Annotated in this window: 17 protein-coding genes; 10 read left to right on the top strand and 7 right to left on the bottom strand. The window is 66.2% G+C overall.

Going from position 1 to position 13749, the window contains the following annotated elements; genetic code table 11:
* The first annotated feature begins 30 nt into the window (after positions 1–30).
* The 3 genes from ACO2Q5_RS04820 to dtd all read left to right on the top strand — a co-directional run bounded on the left by ACO2Q5_RS04820 (position 31) and on the right by dtd (position 2439).
* Entirely contained in the window at positions 31–1008 is a 978-nt protein-coding gene (locus ACO2Q5_RS04820) for a phosphoribosylaminoimidazolesuccinocarboxamide synthase (RefSeq protein ID WP_423288481.1), read from the top strand.
* 67 nt (positions 1009–1075) lie between these two features.
* Entirely contained in the window at positions 1076–1999 is a 924-nt protein-coding gene (locus ACO2Q5_RS04815) for a carbohydrate kinase family protein (RefSeq protein WP_423288480.1), read from the top strand.
* Entirely contained in the window at positions 1996–2439 is a 444-nt protein-coding gene (dtd, locus tag ACO2Q5_RS04810; protein WP_423288479.1) for a D-aminoacyl-tRNA deacylase, read from the top strand. Before ACO2Q5_RS04815 ends, dtd begins: the two co-directional genes overlap by 4 nt.
* Positions 2440–2486: 47 nt before the next feature.
* Here the strand turns inward: dtd and ACO2Q5_RS04805 are convergent, their stop codons facing one another.
* From ACO2Q5_RS04805 to ACO2Q5_RS04795, 3 genes are all read right to left on the bottom strand, one after another.
* Entirely contained in the window at positions 2487–3032 is a 546-nt protein-coding gene (locus ACO2Q5_RS04805; RefSeq protein ID WP_423288478.1) for a hypothetical protein, read from the bottom strand.
* 98 nt (positions 3033–3130) lie between these two features.
* A complete protein-coding gene (locus tag ACO2Q5_RS04800; protein ID WP_423288477.1) occupies positions 3131–5023 on the bottom strand; it encodes an acyl-CoA synthetase in 1893 nt (630 codons plus the stop codon).
* Positions 5024–5151: 128 nt separating this feature from the next.
* Entirely contained in the window at positions 5152–6936 is a 1785-nt protein-coding gene (locus tag ACO2Q5_RS04795; RefSeq protein ID WP_423288476.1) for an ABC transporter transmembrane domain-containing protein, read from the bottom strand.
* Positions 6937–7127: 191 nt separating this feature from the next.
* Between ACO2Q5_RS04795 and ACO2Q5_RS04790 the strand changes: the two genes are divergently transcribed.
* The 6 genes from ACO2Q5_RS04790 to ACO2Q5_RS04765 all read left to right on the top strand — a co-directional run bounded on the left by ACO2Q5_RS04790 (position 7128) and on the right by ACO2Q5_RS04765 (position 12211).
* Positions 7128–7952, top strand: coding sequence for an alpha/beta fold hydrolase (locus tag ACO2Q5_RS04790; RefSeq protein WP_423288475.1), 825 nt, complete (start codon positions 7128–7130; stop codon positions 7950–7952).
* Positions 7949–8914, top strand: a complete 966-nt coding sequence (locus ACO2Q5_RS04785) for a threonine ammonia-lyase (protein ID WP_423288474.1) — start codon at positions 7949–7951, stop codon at positions 8912–8914. The genes ACO2Q5_RS04790 and ACO2Q5_RS04785 overlap by 4 nt, the downstream gene beginning before the upstream one ends.
* A 118-nt stretch (positions 8915–9032) precedes the next feature.
* Entirely contained in the window at positions 9033–9356 is a 324-nt protein-coding gene (locus tag ACO2Q5_RS04780) for a 5-aminolevulinate synthase (protein WP_423288473.1), read from the top strand.
* 14 nt (positions 9357–9370) lie between these two features.
* Complete coding sequence (gene pcaD / locus ACO2Q5_RS04775) at positions 9371–10156, top strand: 3-oxoadipate enol-lactonase (protein ID WP_423288472.1); 786 nt, start codon at positions 9371–9373, stop codon at positions 10154–10156.
* A complete protein-coding gene (locus ACO2Q5_RS04770; RefSeq protein WP_423288471.1) occupies positions 10149–10844 on the top strand; it encodes an alpha/beta fold hydrolase in 696 nt (231 codons plus the stop codon). The genes pcaD and ACO2Q5_RS04770 overlap by 8 nt, the downstream gene beginning before the upstream one ends.
* A gap of 128 nt (positions 10845–10972) precedes the next feature.
* Positions 10973–12211: a mandelate racemase/muconate lactonizing enzyme family protein gene (locus ACO2Q5_RS04765; RefSeq protein WP_423288470.1), complete on the top strand. Its 1239-nt coding sequence runs from the start codon at positions 10973–10975 to the stop codon at positions 12209–12211.
* Positions 12212–12297: 86 nt separating this feature from the next.
* Here ACO2Q5_RS04765 and ACO2Q5_RS04760 read toward each other — a convergent pair whose 3' ends face one another.
* Positions 12298–12447: an entericidin, EcnA/B family gene (locus ACO2Q5_RS04760; RefSeq protein ID WP_423288469.1), complete on the bottom strand. Its 150-nt coding sequence runs from the start codon at positions 12445–12447 to the stop codon at positions 12298–12300.
* Between the two features lie 85 nt (positions 12448–12532).
* Positions 12533–12850: an antibiotic biosynthesis monooxygenase family protein gene (locus ACO2Q5_RS04755; protein WP_423288468.1), complete on the bottom strand. Its 318-nt coding sequence runs from the start codon at positions 12848–12850 to the stop codon at positions 12533–12535.
* 49 nt (positions 12851–12899) lie between these two features.
* Here ACO2Q5_RS04755 and ACO2Q5_RS04750 point away from each other — a divergent pair, with 49 nt between their 5' ends.
* Positions 12900–13079 carry a hypothetical protein gene (locus tag ACO2Q5_RS04750; RefSeq protein WP_423288467.1) on the top strand — a complete coding sequence of 60 codons (180 nt, stop codon included), beginning with the start codon at positions 12900–12902 and terminating at the stop codon, positions 13077–13079.
* Here the strand turns inward: ACO2Q5_RS04750 and ACO2Q5_RS04745 are convergent.
* Positions 13076–13390, bottom strand: coding sequence for a hypothetical protein (locus tag ACO2Q5_RS04745; protein WP_423288466.1), 315 nt, complete (start codon positions 13388–13390; stop codon positions 13076–13078). The two genes, ACO2Q5_RS04750 and ACO2Q5_RS04745, sit on opposite strands and share 4 nt — an antisense overlap.
* 48 nt (positions 13391–13438) lie before the next feature.
* Positions 13439–13749, bottom strand: a 311-nt coding sequence (locus ACO2Q5_RS04740) for a hypothetical protein (RefSeq protein ID WP_423288465.1), incomplete at its 5' end; no start/stop codon positions are given.

Raw genomic sequence — 13749 nt, 5'->3', positions numbered from 1 at the left:
GAACGGGCCCCACCGCCGACGGAGCCGCCGATGATCGACCTGACCCGCGTCCTGCCGCATGCCCGCATAGACGAGCTGCCGAACCCCTATTTCGGCAAGGTGCGCGATTGCTATGACCTGCCCGCCACGCCCGAATTTCCCGCCGGGCGGCGCATCCTGATTTCCTCGGACCGGATTTCCGCCTTTGACACCATCCTTGCCGCGATCCCGTGGAAGGGGCAGGTGCTGACCCAGACCGCGCGCTGGTGGTTCGAACAGACCGCCGATATCTGCGCCAATCATGTGGTGGCCTATCCCGACCCCAATGTGGTGATCGGCCGCCGGGTCGAGATCCTGCCGGTCGAGATCGTCGTCCGCGGTTATCTGGCGGGCACCACCTCGACCTCGATCCTGACACAATACAAGGCCGGCCGGCGCGAGATGTATGGGCATTTCCTGCCCGAAGGGATGCGCGACAACGAGGCCCTGCCCGAGGCGATCATCACCCCCACGTCGAAGGCCTTTGACGGGGGCCATGACGAGCCGCTGACCCCGGCCGAGATCATCGACCAGGGCCTGCTGACGCAGGATCAATGGGCCGAGGTGTCCGACAAGGCGCTGAAACTCTTCGCGCGCGGGCAGGCCATGGCGGCGGACCGCGGGCTGATCCTTGTGGACACCAAATATGAATTCGGCGTGGACGAGACCGGCGCGATCCTGCTGGCCGATGAAATCCACACGCCCGACAGCAGCCGCTACTGGATGGCCGACGGCTACCCCGCCGCCCTGCGCGACGGGACGCGGCCGCCCAGCTTTGACAAGGATGTGATCCGGTCCTGGGTCGTCGCCCGCTGCGACCCCTATAAGGATCCGGTCCCCGAAATCCCCGCCGAAATGATCGCCCAAACCGCCGCCGTCTATGTCGAAGCTTTCGAACGGATCACCGGCCAGCGCTTCGTGCCCGACACTTCGGGCGATACCGTTCTGGACCGGGTGCGGGGCAATCTGGCACAATTCTTCACCCGCTGAGCATATGTTTGCGCTAACAGAGGCCACACCGTAAACTCGCGGCGGGTCATTCAGGGAGGAGCGGCCGATGATTCTGTCCTGTGGCGAGGCGCTGATCGACATGCTGCCGCGTGTTTCGACCAGCGGGGAGGCCTGCTTTGCGCCCTATGCGGGTGGCGCGGTGTTCAACACGGCCATCGCGCTTAGCCGCCTTGGCGCGCCCTCGGCCTTCTTCTCCGGCGTCTCGACCGACATGCTGGGCGAGATTCTGGCCGAGACGCTGGCCGCCTCCAAGGTCGACACCGGCTTTCTGGCGCGGTCGTCCCGCCCGACCACCGTGGCCTTTGTCAAGCTGGTGAACGGTCAGGCGACCTATGCTTTCTATGACGAGGCGACCGCGGGCCGCATGTTGGCCGAGGCCGACCTGCCCGCCCTGCCCCCGGATGTGCAGGCGCTGTTCTTCGGTGGCATCAGCCTTGTGAACGACCCCGCCGCCAGCACCTATGAGGCGCTGCAGACGCGTGAGGCCGCGGCCCGCACCATCATGCTGGACCCGAACATCCGCCCCGGCTTTATCGCCGGGCAGGAAGACAGCTACCGCGCCCGGATCGAACGGATGATCGCGCGGTCGGATATCGTGAAACTGTCGGACGAAGACCTGCATTGGCTGGAAGGTCCCGGTGACCTGACCGCGCTGGCGCGGGGGATCGTCGCGCGCGGGCCGAAGGTGGTTTTTGTCACCGAAGGCGGCGACGGCGCCCGCGCGGTGACCGCCACGACCGAACGCCGCGCGCCCGCCCGCCGGGTGACCGTGGCCGATACCGTGGGCGCGGGCGATACGTTCAATGCGGGCGTGCTGGCCGCGCTGCACCGGGCCGGCGCGCTGTCGAAGGCGCAGGTCGGTGCGCTGTCCGATGCGGTGCTGGACGCCTGCCTTGACCTTGGCATCCGCGCCGCCGCCGTCACCGTCAGCCGCCCCGGCGCCAACCCGCCCTGGGAGCATGAGCTTTGAGGGCAGTCCTGCAACGGGTGACCGAGGCGCAGGTGGCAGTGGATGGCACGGTCGTCGGCCGCACCGGCCCGGGGCTGATGATCCTTGTCTGTGCCATGCAGGGCGATGGCGAGGCGCAGGCCGCAAAGCTGGCCGCCAAGATCGCCAAGATGCGGATCTTCAAGGACGATCAGGGCAAGATGAACCTGTCCGTCAAGGATATCGGCGGCAGCGCGCTGGTGATCAGCCAGTTCACCCTGGCCGGCGATCTGCGGGGCAACCGTCCGGGCTTTTCCACCGCCTGCGGCCCGGACGAGGGCAAGCGGCTGTATGAGCATTTCGCCGAAAGGCTGGCTGCCGAGGGCGTGCCGAATGAACGCGGCATCTTCGGGGCCGACATGGCTGTCAGCCTGACGAATGACGGGCCGGTCACGATCTGGGTCGACACCGAAACGCTGTAAATGCAAAGGGCGGCCCCGAAGGACCGCCCCAGCAATCTGTCACCCGTTCAGTTGAACGGATTTGACGGGTTCGACTTCGACGTGATCACATTGCCGCATTCGATCAGCGCATCAATCGACGCGCGCGATCCGGACAGGGAATAGTTCTGCACATCCTTGCCGCCATTGTCGCGCAGATACAGCCGGTTGCCCGCCGCCACCTCGACGATGAAATCCACACCGGCATCGCTGTCGGGCAAAGTGAACAGGACCGAGTTCTGATAGAGTTCGGCGTTTGTCAGGTTCCACAGCGGCTTGCGGTCGATCTGCACCTGCAGGTCGGCCGACTGCCCCTCGCCGAATTGCCACGCGGTCGAGTAGAATTGCAGCTGAACGCTTTCATCCTGGAAGGTCCAGATCGAGAAGCTTTCGCCCGGCGCCTCGACCTGGGCGACACAGCCCAGCGTGCCATCGTCCCAGGCCACCAGCTCTACCTTCCAGTGCTTGTGCTGGAACAGCACTTCGGACTGCTGGGCCGCAGCAGGCGTGATCGTGGCGGGCACGACGGCAGCCGCCAGTGTGACGGCTGCAACAACGGATTTGATGAATTTCATGGCAATAACCCCGGCATCGTTCATTCGGTTGTCGGCAGAATGGCGCGCATGCCCTGATTCATCAAATGAAAAGTCCTGTCATCCGGGCGGGTTGCAGGTCAGGGCTGCCATTCCCACGGCCGGATGAAACCGCCGATGGCATCCTGCACCTGCGTGTCGGTGGCCTCGCCCTGCCGGGTCAGCCGAGCGACAAGGCCGCGCTTCTTGTCCTCGACCACCTCGGCCACGGTGACGGGCAGGCCCGCCTTGTCCAGCGCCTCCTGATAGATGCGGGTGATGGCCAGTCGGCGCAGGTCGGGTTTGAACACCTTGCCCACGGCGGTTTTCGGCAGTTCGGGCAGGATGTCGATCCGCTTGGGCTGGGCGGCGCGTTCTGCAATATGGGTGGCGCAGTACTCCAGCAGTTCCTTTTCCGTCACGCTGGCGCCTTTCACCAGCTCGACATAGGCGCAGGGCAGTTCGCCCGCATGCAGGTCCGGCTGGCCGATGGCACCCACTACGGCCACGGCCGGATGGCCCGCCAGCGCCTCTTCGATCACGGCGGGGTCGATGTTATGGCCGCCGCGGATGATCAGATCCTTGGCCCGCCCGGTGATCCAGAGATAGCCATCGGCATCCAGCCGCCCCAGATCGCCGGTCCGCAGGAAGCGGCCCTCAGCGAACAGGTCCTTGTTCTTGTCCGTCTCGGTATAGGTGGAGCCTTCGTAGACGCCCGGATTGGCGACGCAGATTTCGCCCACCTCATCCACCCCGGCCTCCTTGAAGCCGCCTGCCCCGTCGCGGTTCAGGATGCGGACATGGGTATAGGGGAAGGGCAACCCGACCGAGCCGATCTTCTTCACCCCTTCCGGCGGGTTGATCGACACCAGACAGGTGCATTCGGTCAGACCGTAGCCTTCGACGATCTCGACCCCGGTTTCCTTCTTGAAACGGTTATACAGCTCCACCGGCAGCGGGGCCGAGCCGGAGAAGCCGTTCTTCAGGCTGGAGATATCGGCATTGACCGGGCGCTGCATCAGCGCAGCCAGCGCCGTGGGCACGGTGATCAGATAGGTGCAGCGGTAACGCTCGACCAGCTTCCAGAAATTGTCGAACACCCCCTCGCCCCGGTAACCGGCGGGCGTCGGAAACACCACATGCGCGCCGGAGGCGATCATCGACATCAGGATGGGATAGGCCGCAAAGACGTGGAACAGCGGCAGCGGGCACATCACCACGTCATCTGGCGTGAACAGGAGGTTCGCCCCCAGCCAGCCGTTGTAAACCATGCCCGAGACCTTGTGCTGCGCGACCTTGGGCATGCCGGTGGTGCCGCCGGTGTGGAAATAGGCGGCCACCCGGTCCTCTTTCGGATCGGGAAAGGTCAGCCGGTCGGCAGGCTGGGCCGCACAGGCGCGGCGGAAGGAATGCACGTCGGCATGGTGGCGCGCCGGGTTCTTCGGCCGCACCAGTGGCACGATCAGCCGCTTCACCCCGGTCAGATAGGTCAGAAGGTCGATCTCGACCACATGCTTCACAGTGGGAGCATGGCGCACCGCCTCGGCCACCTTCTGGGCAATGTCGGTCTTCGGAAAGGCCCTGAGTGTGACCACCACCCGCGCCTTCGTTTCGCGCAGGATCGAGGAGATCTGCTCCGGCTCCAGAAGCGGGTTGATCGGGTTCACGATCCCCGCAACCGCACCGCCCAAGAGGGTGACCGCGGTTTCCATCGTATTCGGCAGCACATAGGCCACAACATCCGTCGGACCGACGCCAAGGCTGCGAAACAGGTTCGCGGCCTGGGTGACCTTGCCGTGAAGCTGTCCCCAGGTCAGCGTGACGCGCGGGGCGCCCGGGTCCGACAGCAGTTGATAGCTGATCGCCGGGCGTGCGCCATGGGCATCCTTGGTGCGCGACAGGAAGTCATACATGGTCGGCGCTGTGCCGCGCTGATCCCAAGGCATTTCGGCCTCGATCGCCTTCACTTCGGCGAAGGTCGCAAAGGTTCCCATGATGTCCTCCCGTTTGTCTTGCCCCCGTCTCTCCCCCGGGGTTTCAAACGAAAATGGGGGCTGGCCGGGGCTTTGCCAACCAGTTTCAGCACCGGCAACGCAACGTAAAACCCGGGCGGGACGTGGGGTCAGACCGTGCCTTCGGTGAATTGCAGCCGGGCCAGCCGGGCGTAAAGCCCGTCTTCGGCGACCAGCGCCTCATGCGTGCCCTCGGCCACGATGCGGCCGCCGTCGAAGACGACGATGCGGTCGGCCCGTTTCACCGTGGCCAGACGGTGGGCCACGATCAGCGTGGTGCGCCCCCGGGCCAGCCGGTCCACCGCAGCCTGCACGGCGCGTTCGCTTTCGGCGTCCAGCGCACTGGTCGCCTCGTCCAGCAACAGGACCGGCGCGTCGCGCAGGATGGCGCGGGCAATGGCGATGCGCTGCCGCTGCCCGCCCGAAAGCATGACCCCGCGTTCGCCCAAGGGGCTGTCATAACCTTCCGGCAAGGCGGCGATGAAATCATGCGCGGCGGCGGCACGGGCGGCCTCTTCCACCTCGGCGTCCGAGGCTTCGGGGCGGCCGAACCGGATGTTCTCGCGGGCCGAAGCGGCAAAGATCACCGGGTCCTGCGGCACCAGCGCGATGGCGCGGCGGAAATCCGTGCGGGCCATCTGGGTCAGCGGAATGCCGTCCAGAGTGACCTGCCCCTCCTGCGGATCGTAGAACCGCTGGATCAGCTGCAGAACGGTGGTTTTGCCCGCACCCGAAGGGCCGACCAGCGCCACCGTCTCACCCGGGTGAACCTGAAGGTTCACGCCATTCAGCGCCGACACCGCGGGCCGGGCGGGGTAACGGAAGCTCACATTGTCAAAGCCGATGGCCCCCTGCACCGGGCGCGGCAGCGCGCGCGGCGCCGCCGGATCGGTGACGGTATCGCCCGCCTGCAACAGCTCCACCAGACGTTCGGTCGCGCCCGCGGCGCGCTGCAGCTCCCCCCAGATCTCCGACAGCGCGCCCACGGATCCTGCCACGATCACGGCATAGATCACGAACTGGATCAGTTCGCCCACGCTCATCGTGCCGCCGCGCACGTCGCGCGCGCCGACCCAGAGGACGCCGACGATCCCGGCAAAGACAAGGAAGATCACGATGACGGTCATCACCGCCCGCGTCGCGATCCGCTGACGGGCCGAGGCAAAGCTTTCCTCGGTTGCGCGGCCAAAGGTCGCACGGGTCTGCGGCTCATGCGTGAAGGACTGCACCGTCTGCACCGCCGTCAGCGCCTCGGACGCCATGCCGGAGGAAGCGGCGATCCAGTCCTGATTCTGCCGCGACAGCAGCCGCAGCCGCCGGCCCAGCACCACGATGGGCACAACCACCGCCGGCACGATCAGCAGAACCAGCCCCGTCAGCTTGGGCGAGGTCAAAAGGAGCATGACCATCCCGCCCAGAAGCATCAGGAGGTTGCGCAAGGCGACCGAGACCGAAGAGCCGATGACCGACAGGATCAGCGTCGTGTCTGTGGTGATGCGCGATAGCACCTCGCCCGAAAGGATCTTCTCGAAAAAGGCGGGCGACAGGCCCATCACCTTGTCAAACACCGCCTTTCGGATGTCTGCGACCACCCGTTCACCCAAACGGGTAACCACATAGTAACGCAGCCCGGTTCCCCCGGCCAGAAGCGCCGCAATGGCCAGAAACGCCAGAAAATACTGGTCCAAAAGCGCCAGATTGGCAGTGCCGAACCCGTCCACCACCCGGCGCACCGCCAAGGGCAGCACAAGGCTGACCCCCGCCGTCAGCACCAGCGCCGCCAGCGCCAGCGCCGCCATCATCCGGTAGGGCCGCATGAACGGGGCCAGCCCGCCCAGGGCCGAGACACGGCGCGAGGCAGCGCGGTCTTCGTCGGTTTTCGGGCTGCGGGCCATCGGCACCTCCCTCATGGCGTCCGGCGGGGTTTACGGCGCGATGGCCTTTCGGGCAAGCGCCCGATTGCCGCGGCCTGCCGGAGTTCTTGCTGCAACAGCGCAAATCCTTTGCCGTGCGGCCTTTTCCTTCGCTGCGGCCCATGCCAACCTCTGGTTGATGCCCCACAGGGCCAGACAGGGAGTTTTTTACGATGACCCGGTTTTTCACCGCTGCCGATGGCGCCCGCATCGCCTACCGCGATCAGGGGCGGGGCCTGCCTGTCCTGTGCCTGTCCGGTCTGACCCGCACCAAAGAGGATTTCGACGATGCCATGCCGGCGCTGGCCGGATGCCGGGTGATCCGCATGGATTATCGCGGACGCGGCGAAAGCGCCTTTACCGGACCTTCAACCTATACGATCGCTCAGGAAGCGGCGGATGCGATGGCGCTGATGGATCATCTGGGCGTGTCGCAGGTGGCACTTCTGGGCACCTCGCGCGGGGGGATGATCGGCATGGGGATTGCCAATATGGCACCGAACCGCCTGCTGGGCCTGTGCCTGAACGACATCGGCCCCGAACTGCACCGCCCCGGGCTGGAGCGGGTGAGGGATTACGTCGGCCGCCGCCCGGCAGCCAAGACGCTGGCCGAACTGGCCGAGAAGCTGCCCGCCTTCAACCCCGGCTTCGAAGGGGTGACCCCGGCGCAATGGCAGTCCATGGCTGCCCGGCTTTACCGCGAAACGCCCGAGGGGCTGGAACTGAACTACGACCCGGACCTGCGGCACAGCGTCCTTCTCAGCTTTTCGGCGCAGCCTTTCGACATGTGGAAGATCTGGCCGCCCGGCCCCGACCTGCCGCTGGCGCTGATCCGCGGGGTGAATTCCGACCTGCTGACGCAGGAGACCGCCGACCGCATGCAGGAGACCCGCCCCGACATGATCCGTGCCGAAGTGCCGGGCCGCGCCCATGTGCCCTTTCTGGATGAGCCCGAATCCGTGGCGGCGCTGCGGAGCTGGGTGGAGAAGATGCGATGACGACGCTTGCTGCCATCACCGCCGCGGCCGAGCGTGTCCGTGGTGCCGTGCGCCGCACGCCGCTGCTGAACGCCCCGCTGCTGGACCGGATCGCTGGCCGGCGGATCTGGGTAAAGGCGGAATGCCTGCAGGTGACGGGCAGCTTCAAGGCACGCGGCGGCTGGTCCGCCGTCTCGTCCCTGCCGCCGGATACGCCGGGGGTGCTGGCGATGTCCTCCGGCAACCATGCGCAGGGCGTGGCCTGGGCCGCGGCCGCCCATGGGATGGAGGCGGTCATCGTCATGCCCGCCGATGCGCCGCAGGTGAAGATCGCCAATACCCGCGCCTATGGCGCCGAAGTGGTGCTTTATGACCGTGCGACCGAGAACCGCGAGGCGCTGGCCGCCAGGCTCTCGGCCGAGCGCGGGCTGGTGCTGATCCCGCCCTATGACCACCCCGAGGTGATCGCCGGTCAGGGCACGACGGGGCTTGAGATCGCCGAACAGGCCGCCGAGACCGGGATAGATGCTGCCGATGTGCTGGTCTGCTGCGGGGGCGGCGGGCTTTCCGCGGGCATCGCCGTGGCGCTGGAAGCGGCGGCCCCCACCTTTCGCGTCCGCACGGTAGAGCCGTCAGGGTTTGATGACATGGCCCGCTCGCTGGCCAGCGGCACACGGATGCGCAACAACGCAGCCACCGGGTCCATCTGCGATGCGATCCTGACGCCGACCCCCGGCCAGATGACCCTGCCCCTGTTGCACGACCGCGCCGGCCCCGGCCTTTCCGTCAGCGATGACGAGGCTTTGCGGGCCATGGCGCTGGCCTTCCATCACCTGCGCGTCGTGGCCGAGCCGGGCGGCGCCGTGGCCCTTGCCGCGGCGCTGTTCCGCGACGACCTGCCGGATCAGGTGATCTGCACCCTTTCTGGCGGTAATGTCGATCCGGCTCTCCTGACTGGCGCATTGGCGGCCACTCCGGCATAAGGGCGCCGGACCCGGCGGAATTAGCCGCAGGGTCCGGTTTCCCGCCCCCCGAAGGCGCCTTGACAGGCGGAATTTTCCCGCCGCGTCCGACGGGTCTTTCCCTTGCCAAAGGCTTTTCATGCAACTTTTCAACACCACCACCCTTTTGCTGATCCTTGTTGCCGCCGCCGGCTATTCCTTCGCCACCGTCGGAATGAAGCTCGGCTCCGCCACGCTCAGCCCCGCGGCGATTGCCATCATGGCCACCGGCTTTGTCATGGCCGCCGGGGCCGAGGTCATCATCCTGAAGAATGCCCATCTGGGGGTGATCTATATCGCCATCATCGGCATCGAAACGCTGGCCGTGCTGTGCTACGCCACCGCCATCGGCGAAGGGCTTGGCCCGAAGCAGCTGTTCGGCGCGGGCCTCGTGCTGGGCGGGATGCTTCTGGTCGGCCATTGACGCGAAAGGATGCCATGGCCCCGATCTTCCTGCCCGACCTGCGGCTGAACATCCGGCTGGACGGGCCGGAAGACGGGCCGCCCCTGGTCCTTCTTCACGCGCTTGGCCTGAACCTCTCGCTCTGGGACGGGCTGGTCGCGCACCTGCCGCGCCACCGTATCCTGCGGATCGACATGCGCGGCCATGGCGCCAGCGACATGCCGCCCGCGCCCTATGCCATGGGCAGCCTGATCCGCGACACCGAACGCGCAATGGACCATACCGGCATGCGTGAGGCTGTCGTCCTCGGCCTGTCCATCGGCGGGCTGATCGCGCAGGGCCTTGCGGTCAAGCGGCTGGATCTGGTGCGCGGGCTGGTGCTGTCGAACACCGCCGCCCGGATCGGCCATGCCAGCCAATGGCAACAGCGGATCGAAACCGTCCGGCAAGGGGGCCTGCCCGCCCTTCATGACGCCATGATGGAGCGGTGGCTGGGCCGCAGCTGGCGCAGCAATCCCGCGCTGCCCGGTCTGTCGCAGATGTTCCTCTCCGGGTCGGCCGAGGGCTGGATGGGCTGCGCCGCCGCCATCGCCGGCACCGATTTCTATGAAACGACAGCCACCCTGCGCCTGCCCGCACTGGTCATCGCCGGGGGCAATGACGGTTCCACCCCGCCCGATCTGGTCCGTGAAACCGCCGATCTGATCCCTGGTCACCGCTTTCACCTGATCCGTGGGGCGGGCCACATCCCCATGGCCGAAAAGCCCGGGGATTACGCCCTGGCCCTGCGCGATTTCCTGACCGCCATCGGCCATGGCTGACATCCTGCTGATCCACGGCTCCGGCCACGGGGCATGGTGCTGGCACCGGCTGATCCCGGCGCTGGCGGCACTTGGCCATGACGCAACGGCGATCACCCTGCCCCGCCACCCGGGGGTGACGCTGGCCGATCAGGCGCAGGCCATTCTGCACGCTTTGCCCCGCCCCGCCGTTCTCCTCGGCCATTCCGCGGCTGGCCTGCCCATCACCGCCGCGGCCGAGGCAGACCCCGCACGCATCCGCGCGCTGATCTATCTCTGCGCCTATGCCCCGCGCGGCGGCAGTTCGGTTGCCAGCCTCCGCCGCGAACAGATCCGGCAACCGCTGGCCCCGGCCCTGCGCGTGGACCGCTCCACAGGCAGCTACACTTTCGACCCCGACCAGACCGGCGCGCTGTTCTACCATGACTGCCCGGAAGAAGACCGCACGCTGGCCGCAGCAAACCTTTGCCCGGAACCCATCGGGCCGCAGGAAACCCCGCTGACCCTGACCGGCCGCTCGCAAAGCCTGCCGCGCTTCTATATCACCTGCACGGACGACCGCGCCATTCCGCCCGAAGATCAGGGCCGCATGGCCGAAACCGTCCCGCCGCAGAACCGCTTCGCTCTGCCGACCGGCCATTCGCCTTTTTTCGCCGCCCCCGGCGCGCTGGCCGCCCGGATCAGTGAAATCGCCGCGACCCTGCCATAAACGACACCGAAAGTCGCTTTCTGGCTTTCTCTGCCCAGAATCCCGCCGCATCTTCCTCTTGATCCAAATACTCCACGGGGGTCCGGGGGTGTGAAACCCCCGGCCGCCGCCAGCCAAGGGCGCGTGCCATGAAACTTCAGGATCTTGAAATCTTCATCGTCGCGCCCCCGGCGCCGGGCTGGGGCGGGCGCTACTGGATCTTTCCGAAGATCACCACCGCCTGCGGGATCACGGGCTACGGGGAATGCTATGCCTCAACCGTCGGCCCCGCGGCGATGAAAGCGGTGATCGAGGATGTGTTCACCCGCCACATGCAGGGCACCTCCCCCGAAAACATCGAACTGATGTATCGCCGTGTCTATTCCTCGGGCTTCACCCAGCGTCCCGACCCTACCGTCATGGGCGCCTTCGCCGGGCTGGAGATCGCCTGCTGGGACATCTTGGGCAAGGCGCGGAACCGCCCGGTCTGGGCGCTGATCGGCGGGCGGATGAACGACCGGATCCGCAGCTATACCTATATCTACCCGGAGCCGGGCCAGAACCATGCCGAATTCTGGGTGAACCCCGACCAGCATGCCGAAGCCGCCGCACGCTATGTGGAGCAGGGATTCACCGCGCTGAAGTTCGACCCCGCCGGCCCCTATACGATCCGCGGCGGCCACCAGCCAGCGATGAGCGACATCACCCGCTCCGTCGCCTTCTGCAAGGCCATCCGCGAGGCCGTGGGCGACCGGGCGGACCTTCTCTTCGGCACCCATGGCCAGTTCACCACCGGTGGCGCCATCCGGCTGGGGCAGGCTTTGGAACCATATAACCCGCTTTGGTATGAAGAGCCTATCCCGCCCGACAACCTGCTGGAATTTGCCGAGGTGGCGCGGCAGGTCCGCATCCCCCTGGCCACCGGCGAGAGGCTGACGACCAAGACCGAATTCGGCATGCTTCTGCGGGCGGGCGGGGTCAAGATCCTGCAACCCGCGCTTGGCCGTCTGGGTGGCATCTGGGAGGCGAAGAAGCTGGCCGCAATTGCCGAGATCTACAATGCCGAAATGGCGCCGCATCTTTACGCGGGGCCGGTGGAATGGGCGGCGAACATCCACCTGTCCACCGCCATTCCGAACCTGCTGATCGCGGAGACGATCGAGACCGGCGGCAGCTTCCATCTGAGACTGATCCGAAATTCGATCCGGTGGGAGGGCGGCTATATCCTGCCCCCCGAAGGCCCCGGTCTGGGCATCGACTTCGACGAGGATCTCGCCCGCGCCCATCCCTATACCGGCAATGCCCTGCATCTGCAGATGCAGGAGGCGCCCTGCGATTACACCAATGGCAACCGCTTCGAAGGTGGCGCCCCCGCGCCGCATGACTGAAGGCCCTCACGGCACGGCCCGTCCTGCATGTTGAAAGCCGCGCCCCGCACGGATGGCGGGACGCGGCTTTGATTCAGGAAGTCCGCTTACATACCCGCTTCGGCCTTGCGCGCTTCGGTGCTGACAGCGGCGCCCGCGTTCTGCATATCGGCGCCAACGCCGGCCACGGTATTGCAGGCCGCCAGCAGCGCAAGGGCGGCGGCAGACAGGGTGAAACGGATCAGGGTGGGACGCATCGTACACTCCTTCTGGTCTTTGCGCATCAACGTCCCGTCCAGACCGCCGGTTCCCGCAAAACCCGGCGATCCCTTCCCTTTACCCTTAATAGGCGGCCGCGACCTCATACATCACCGGCTCGAACCCCTTGCACAGCGTGTTGATATAGCGGTTCCGCTCCCGCATTTCGGCACTGCGCAGCATGGCCTGATAATCTTCGCGCCGCTGCCATTGCGAATAATTGCAGACCCGGGTGCGCGCATCGTTCATATGCAGCGCCGCGGACAGGAATCCGGGCTGTTTCGAGATGACCTGCGCATAGGCCAGTTCCAGCGCCTCCAAGAGGTCGAAGGCGGTGGCGGGGCTGGTCTCGAAGGTGGTGATGACAGTCTGTCCTTGAAAAGCCTTGCTGATCTGCGGCATGGTCTCATCCTCCCTGCCCCTTATCCTGCCAGAAAGCGCACCGGAAATCATGAAACTTCTGGACCCGGACGATCCGTTTTTCCGCAAACCCTGGGTCCGTTGGGCGGTGATCCTTGTGCCGCTGATCTGGTCCGGGGTCGAGTTTCTGTCCGGCTCGCCCGGCTGGGGGATCGGATTTCTGGCCGTCGGCCTCTATGCCCTGTGGATTCTGGTTCTGAGCCGGCGCTAGCCGGGTTTCGCGCGCGGACAGGTCACTTTCGCCCGCATCTCGCCGCTGTCGCCGGTGAGAGAGGTTTCGCGCAGACGGCAGCCGGTGACTTCCGGGATCAGCGCGATCATCGTGGCGCGGATCGCCTGATGTTGCCCGGGCGCGGCCCAGCCCAGGCGGATGACCTCGACCAGCTCGCCCTTTTGATAGATCACATAATTTCGCCCGTCCCGGATGACTTCGGTCCGCGCCGCGCCGAACATCAACGGCGTGGGCTGCGCGCCGCAGGCCGCGAGGAACAGGAAAACAGGAAGCAGGATCAGCCGGGCCATGGCGCCAACCTGCGGCAGGATGGTTAAGGAAACTCTAACGCGGCCCGATCATTTGTCGCAGGCGATCCCGTTGCCATCGCGATCCAGCTGGTAGATATCGGTTCCGATGACATAGAGCGGCCCGCTGACATATTCCGGGCCGTTACCGCTGCCGCCTGCACAATCCACGTCCGAGGCAATGGGCACACAAACGCCGCCGTAATTCGGATCACAGTCCTCGGCGCCCGAAGCCGACGTTGTTGCACTTATCGGTGATGCGGATTCACGTCGTGAATCCTGAGCGTTAGATTCGGTCCATGCCGAAGCCTTCCTCTGCCCGCTACCGCACGACGAACTGGCCCGCCTACAATGCGGCCCTG

This window comes from Neotabrizicola sp. VNH66 (assembly GCF_049445895.1).
Lineage (GTDB): Bacteria > Pseudomonadota > Alphaproteobacteria > Rhodobacterales > Rhodobacteraceae > Pseudogemmobacter.
Note: the sequence above shows the minus strand (reverse complement) of the source record. Positions and strands in the feature narration are given on the sequence as shown.

Excerpts from the sequence above, each read along its gene's own strand:
- ACO2Q5_RS04820 (WP_423288481.1), top strand. The coding sequence starts at position 31 with ATGATCGACCTGACCCGCGTCCTGCCGCATGCCCGCATAGACGAGCTG.
- ACO2Q5_RS04815 (WP_423288480.1), top strand. The coding sequence starts at position 1,076 with ATGATTCTGTCCTGTGGCGAGGCGCTGATCGACATGCTGCCGCGTGTT.
- ACO2Q5_RS04805 (WP_423288478.1), bottom strand. The coding sequence starts at position 3,032 with ATGAAATTCATCAAATCCGTTGTTGCAGCCGTCACACTGGCGGCTGCC.
- ACO2Q5_RS04800 (WP_423288477.1), bottom strand. The coding sequence starts at position 5,023 with ATGGGAACCTTTGCGACCTTCGCCGAAGTGAAGGCGATCGAGGCCGAA.
- ACO2Q5_RS04795 (WP_423288476.1), bottom strand. The coding sequence starts at position 6,936 with ATGGCCCGCAGCCCGAAAACCGACGAAGACCGCGCTGCCTCGCGCCGT.
- ACO2Q5_RS04790 (WP_423288475.1), top strand. The coding sequence starts at position 7,128 with ATGACCCGGTTTTTCACCGCTGCCGATGGCGCCCGCATCGCCTACCGC.
- ACO2Q5_RS04785 (WP_423288474.1), top strand. The coding sequence starts at position 7,949 with ATGACGACGCTTGCTGCCATCACCGCCGCGGCCGAGCGTGTCCGTGGT.
- ACO2Q5_RS04780 (WP_423288473.1), top strand. The coding sequence starts at position 9,033 with ATGCAACTTTTCAACACCACCACCCTTTTGCTGATCCTTGTTGCCGCC.
- pcaD (WP_423288472.1), top strand. The coding sequence starts at position 9,371 with ATGGCCCCGATCTTCCTGCCCGACCTGCGGCTGAACATCCGGCTGGAC.
- ACO2Q5_RS04770 (WP_423288471.1), top strand. The coding sequence starts at position 10,149 with ATGGCTGACATCCTGCTGATCCACGGCTCCGGCCACGGGGCATGGTGC.
- ACO2Q5_RS04765 (WP_423288470.1), top strand. The coding sequence starts at position 10,973 with ATGAAACTTCAGGATCTTGAAATCTTCATCGTCGCGCCCCCGGCGCCG.
- ACO2Q5_RS04760 (WP_423288469.1), bottom strand. The coding sequence starts at position 12,447 with ATGCGTCCCACCCTGATCCGTTTCACCCTGTCTGCCGCCGCCCTTGCG.
- ACO2Q5_RS04755 (WP_423288468.1), bottom strand. The coding sequence starts at position 12,850 with ATGCCGCAGATCAGCAAGGCTTTTCAAGGACAGACTGTCATCACCACC.
- ACO2Q5_RS04750 (WP_423288467.1), top strand. The coding sequence starts at position 12,900 with ATGAAACTTCTGGACCCGGACGATCCGTTTTTCCGCAAACCCTGGGTC.
- ACO2Q5_RS04745 (WP_423288466.1), bottom strand. The coding sequence starts at position 13,390 with ATGGCCCGGCTGATCCTGCTTCCTGTTTTCCTGTTCCTCGCGGCCTGC.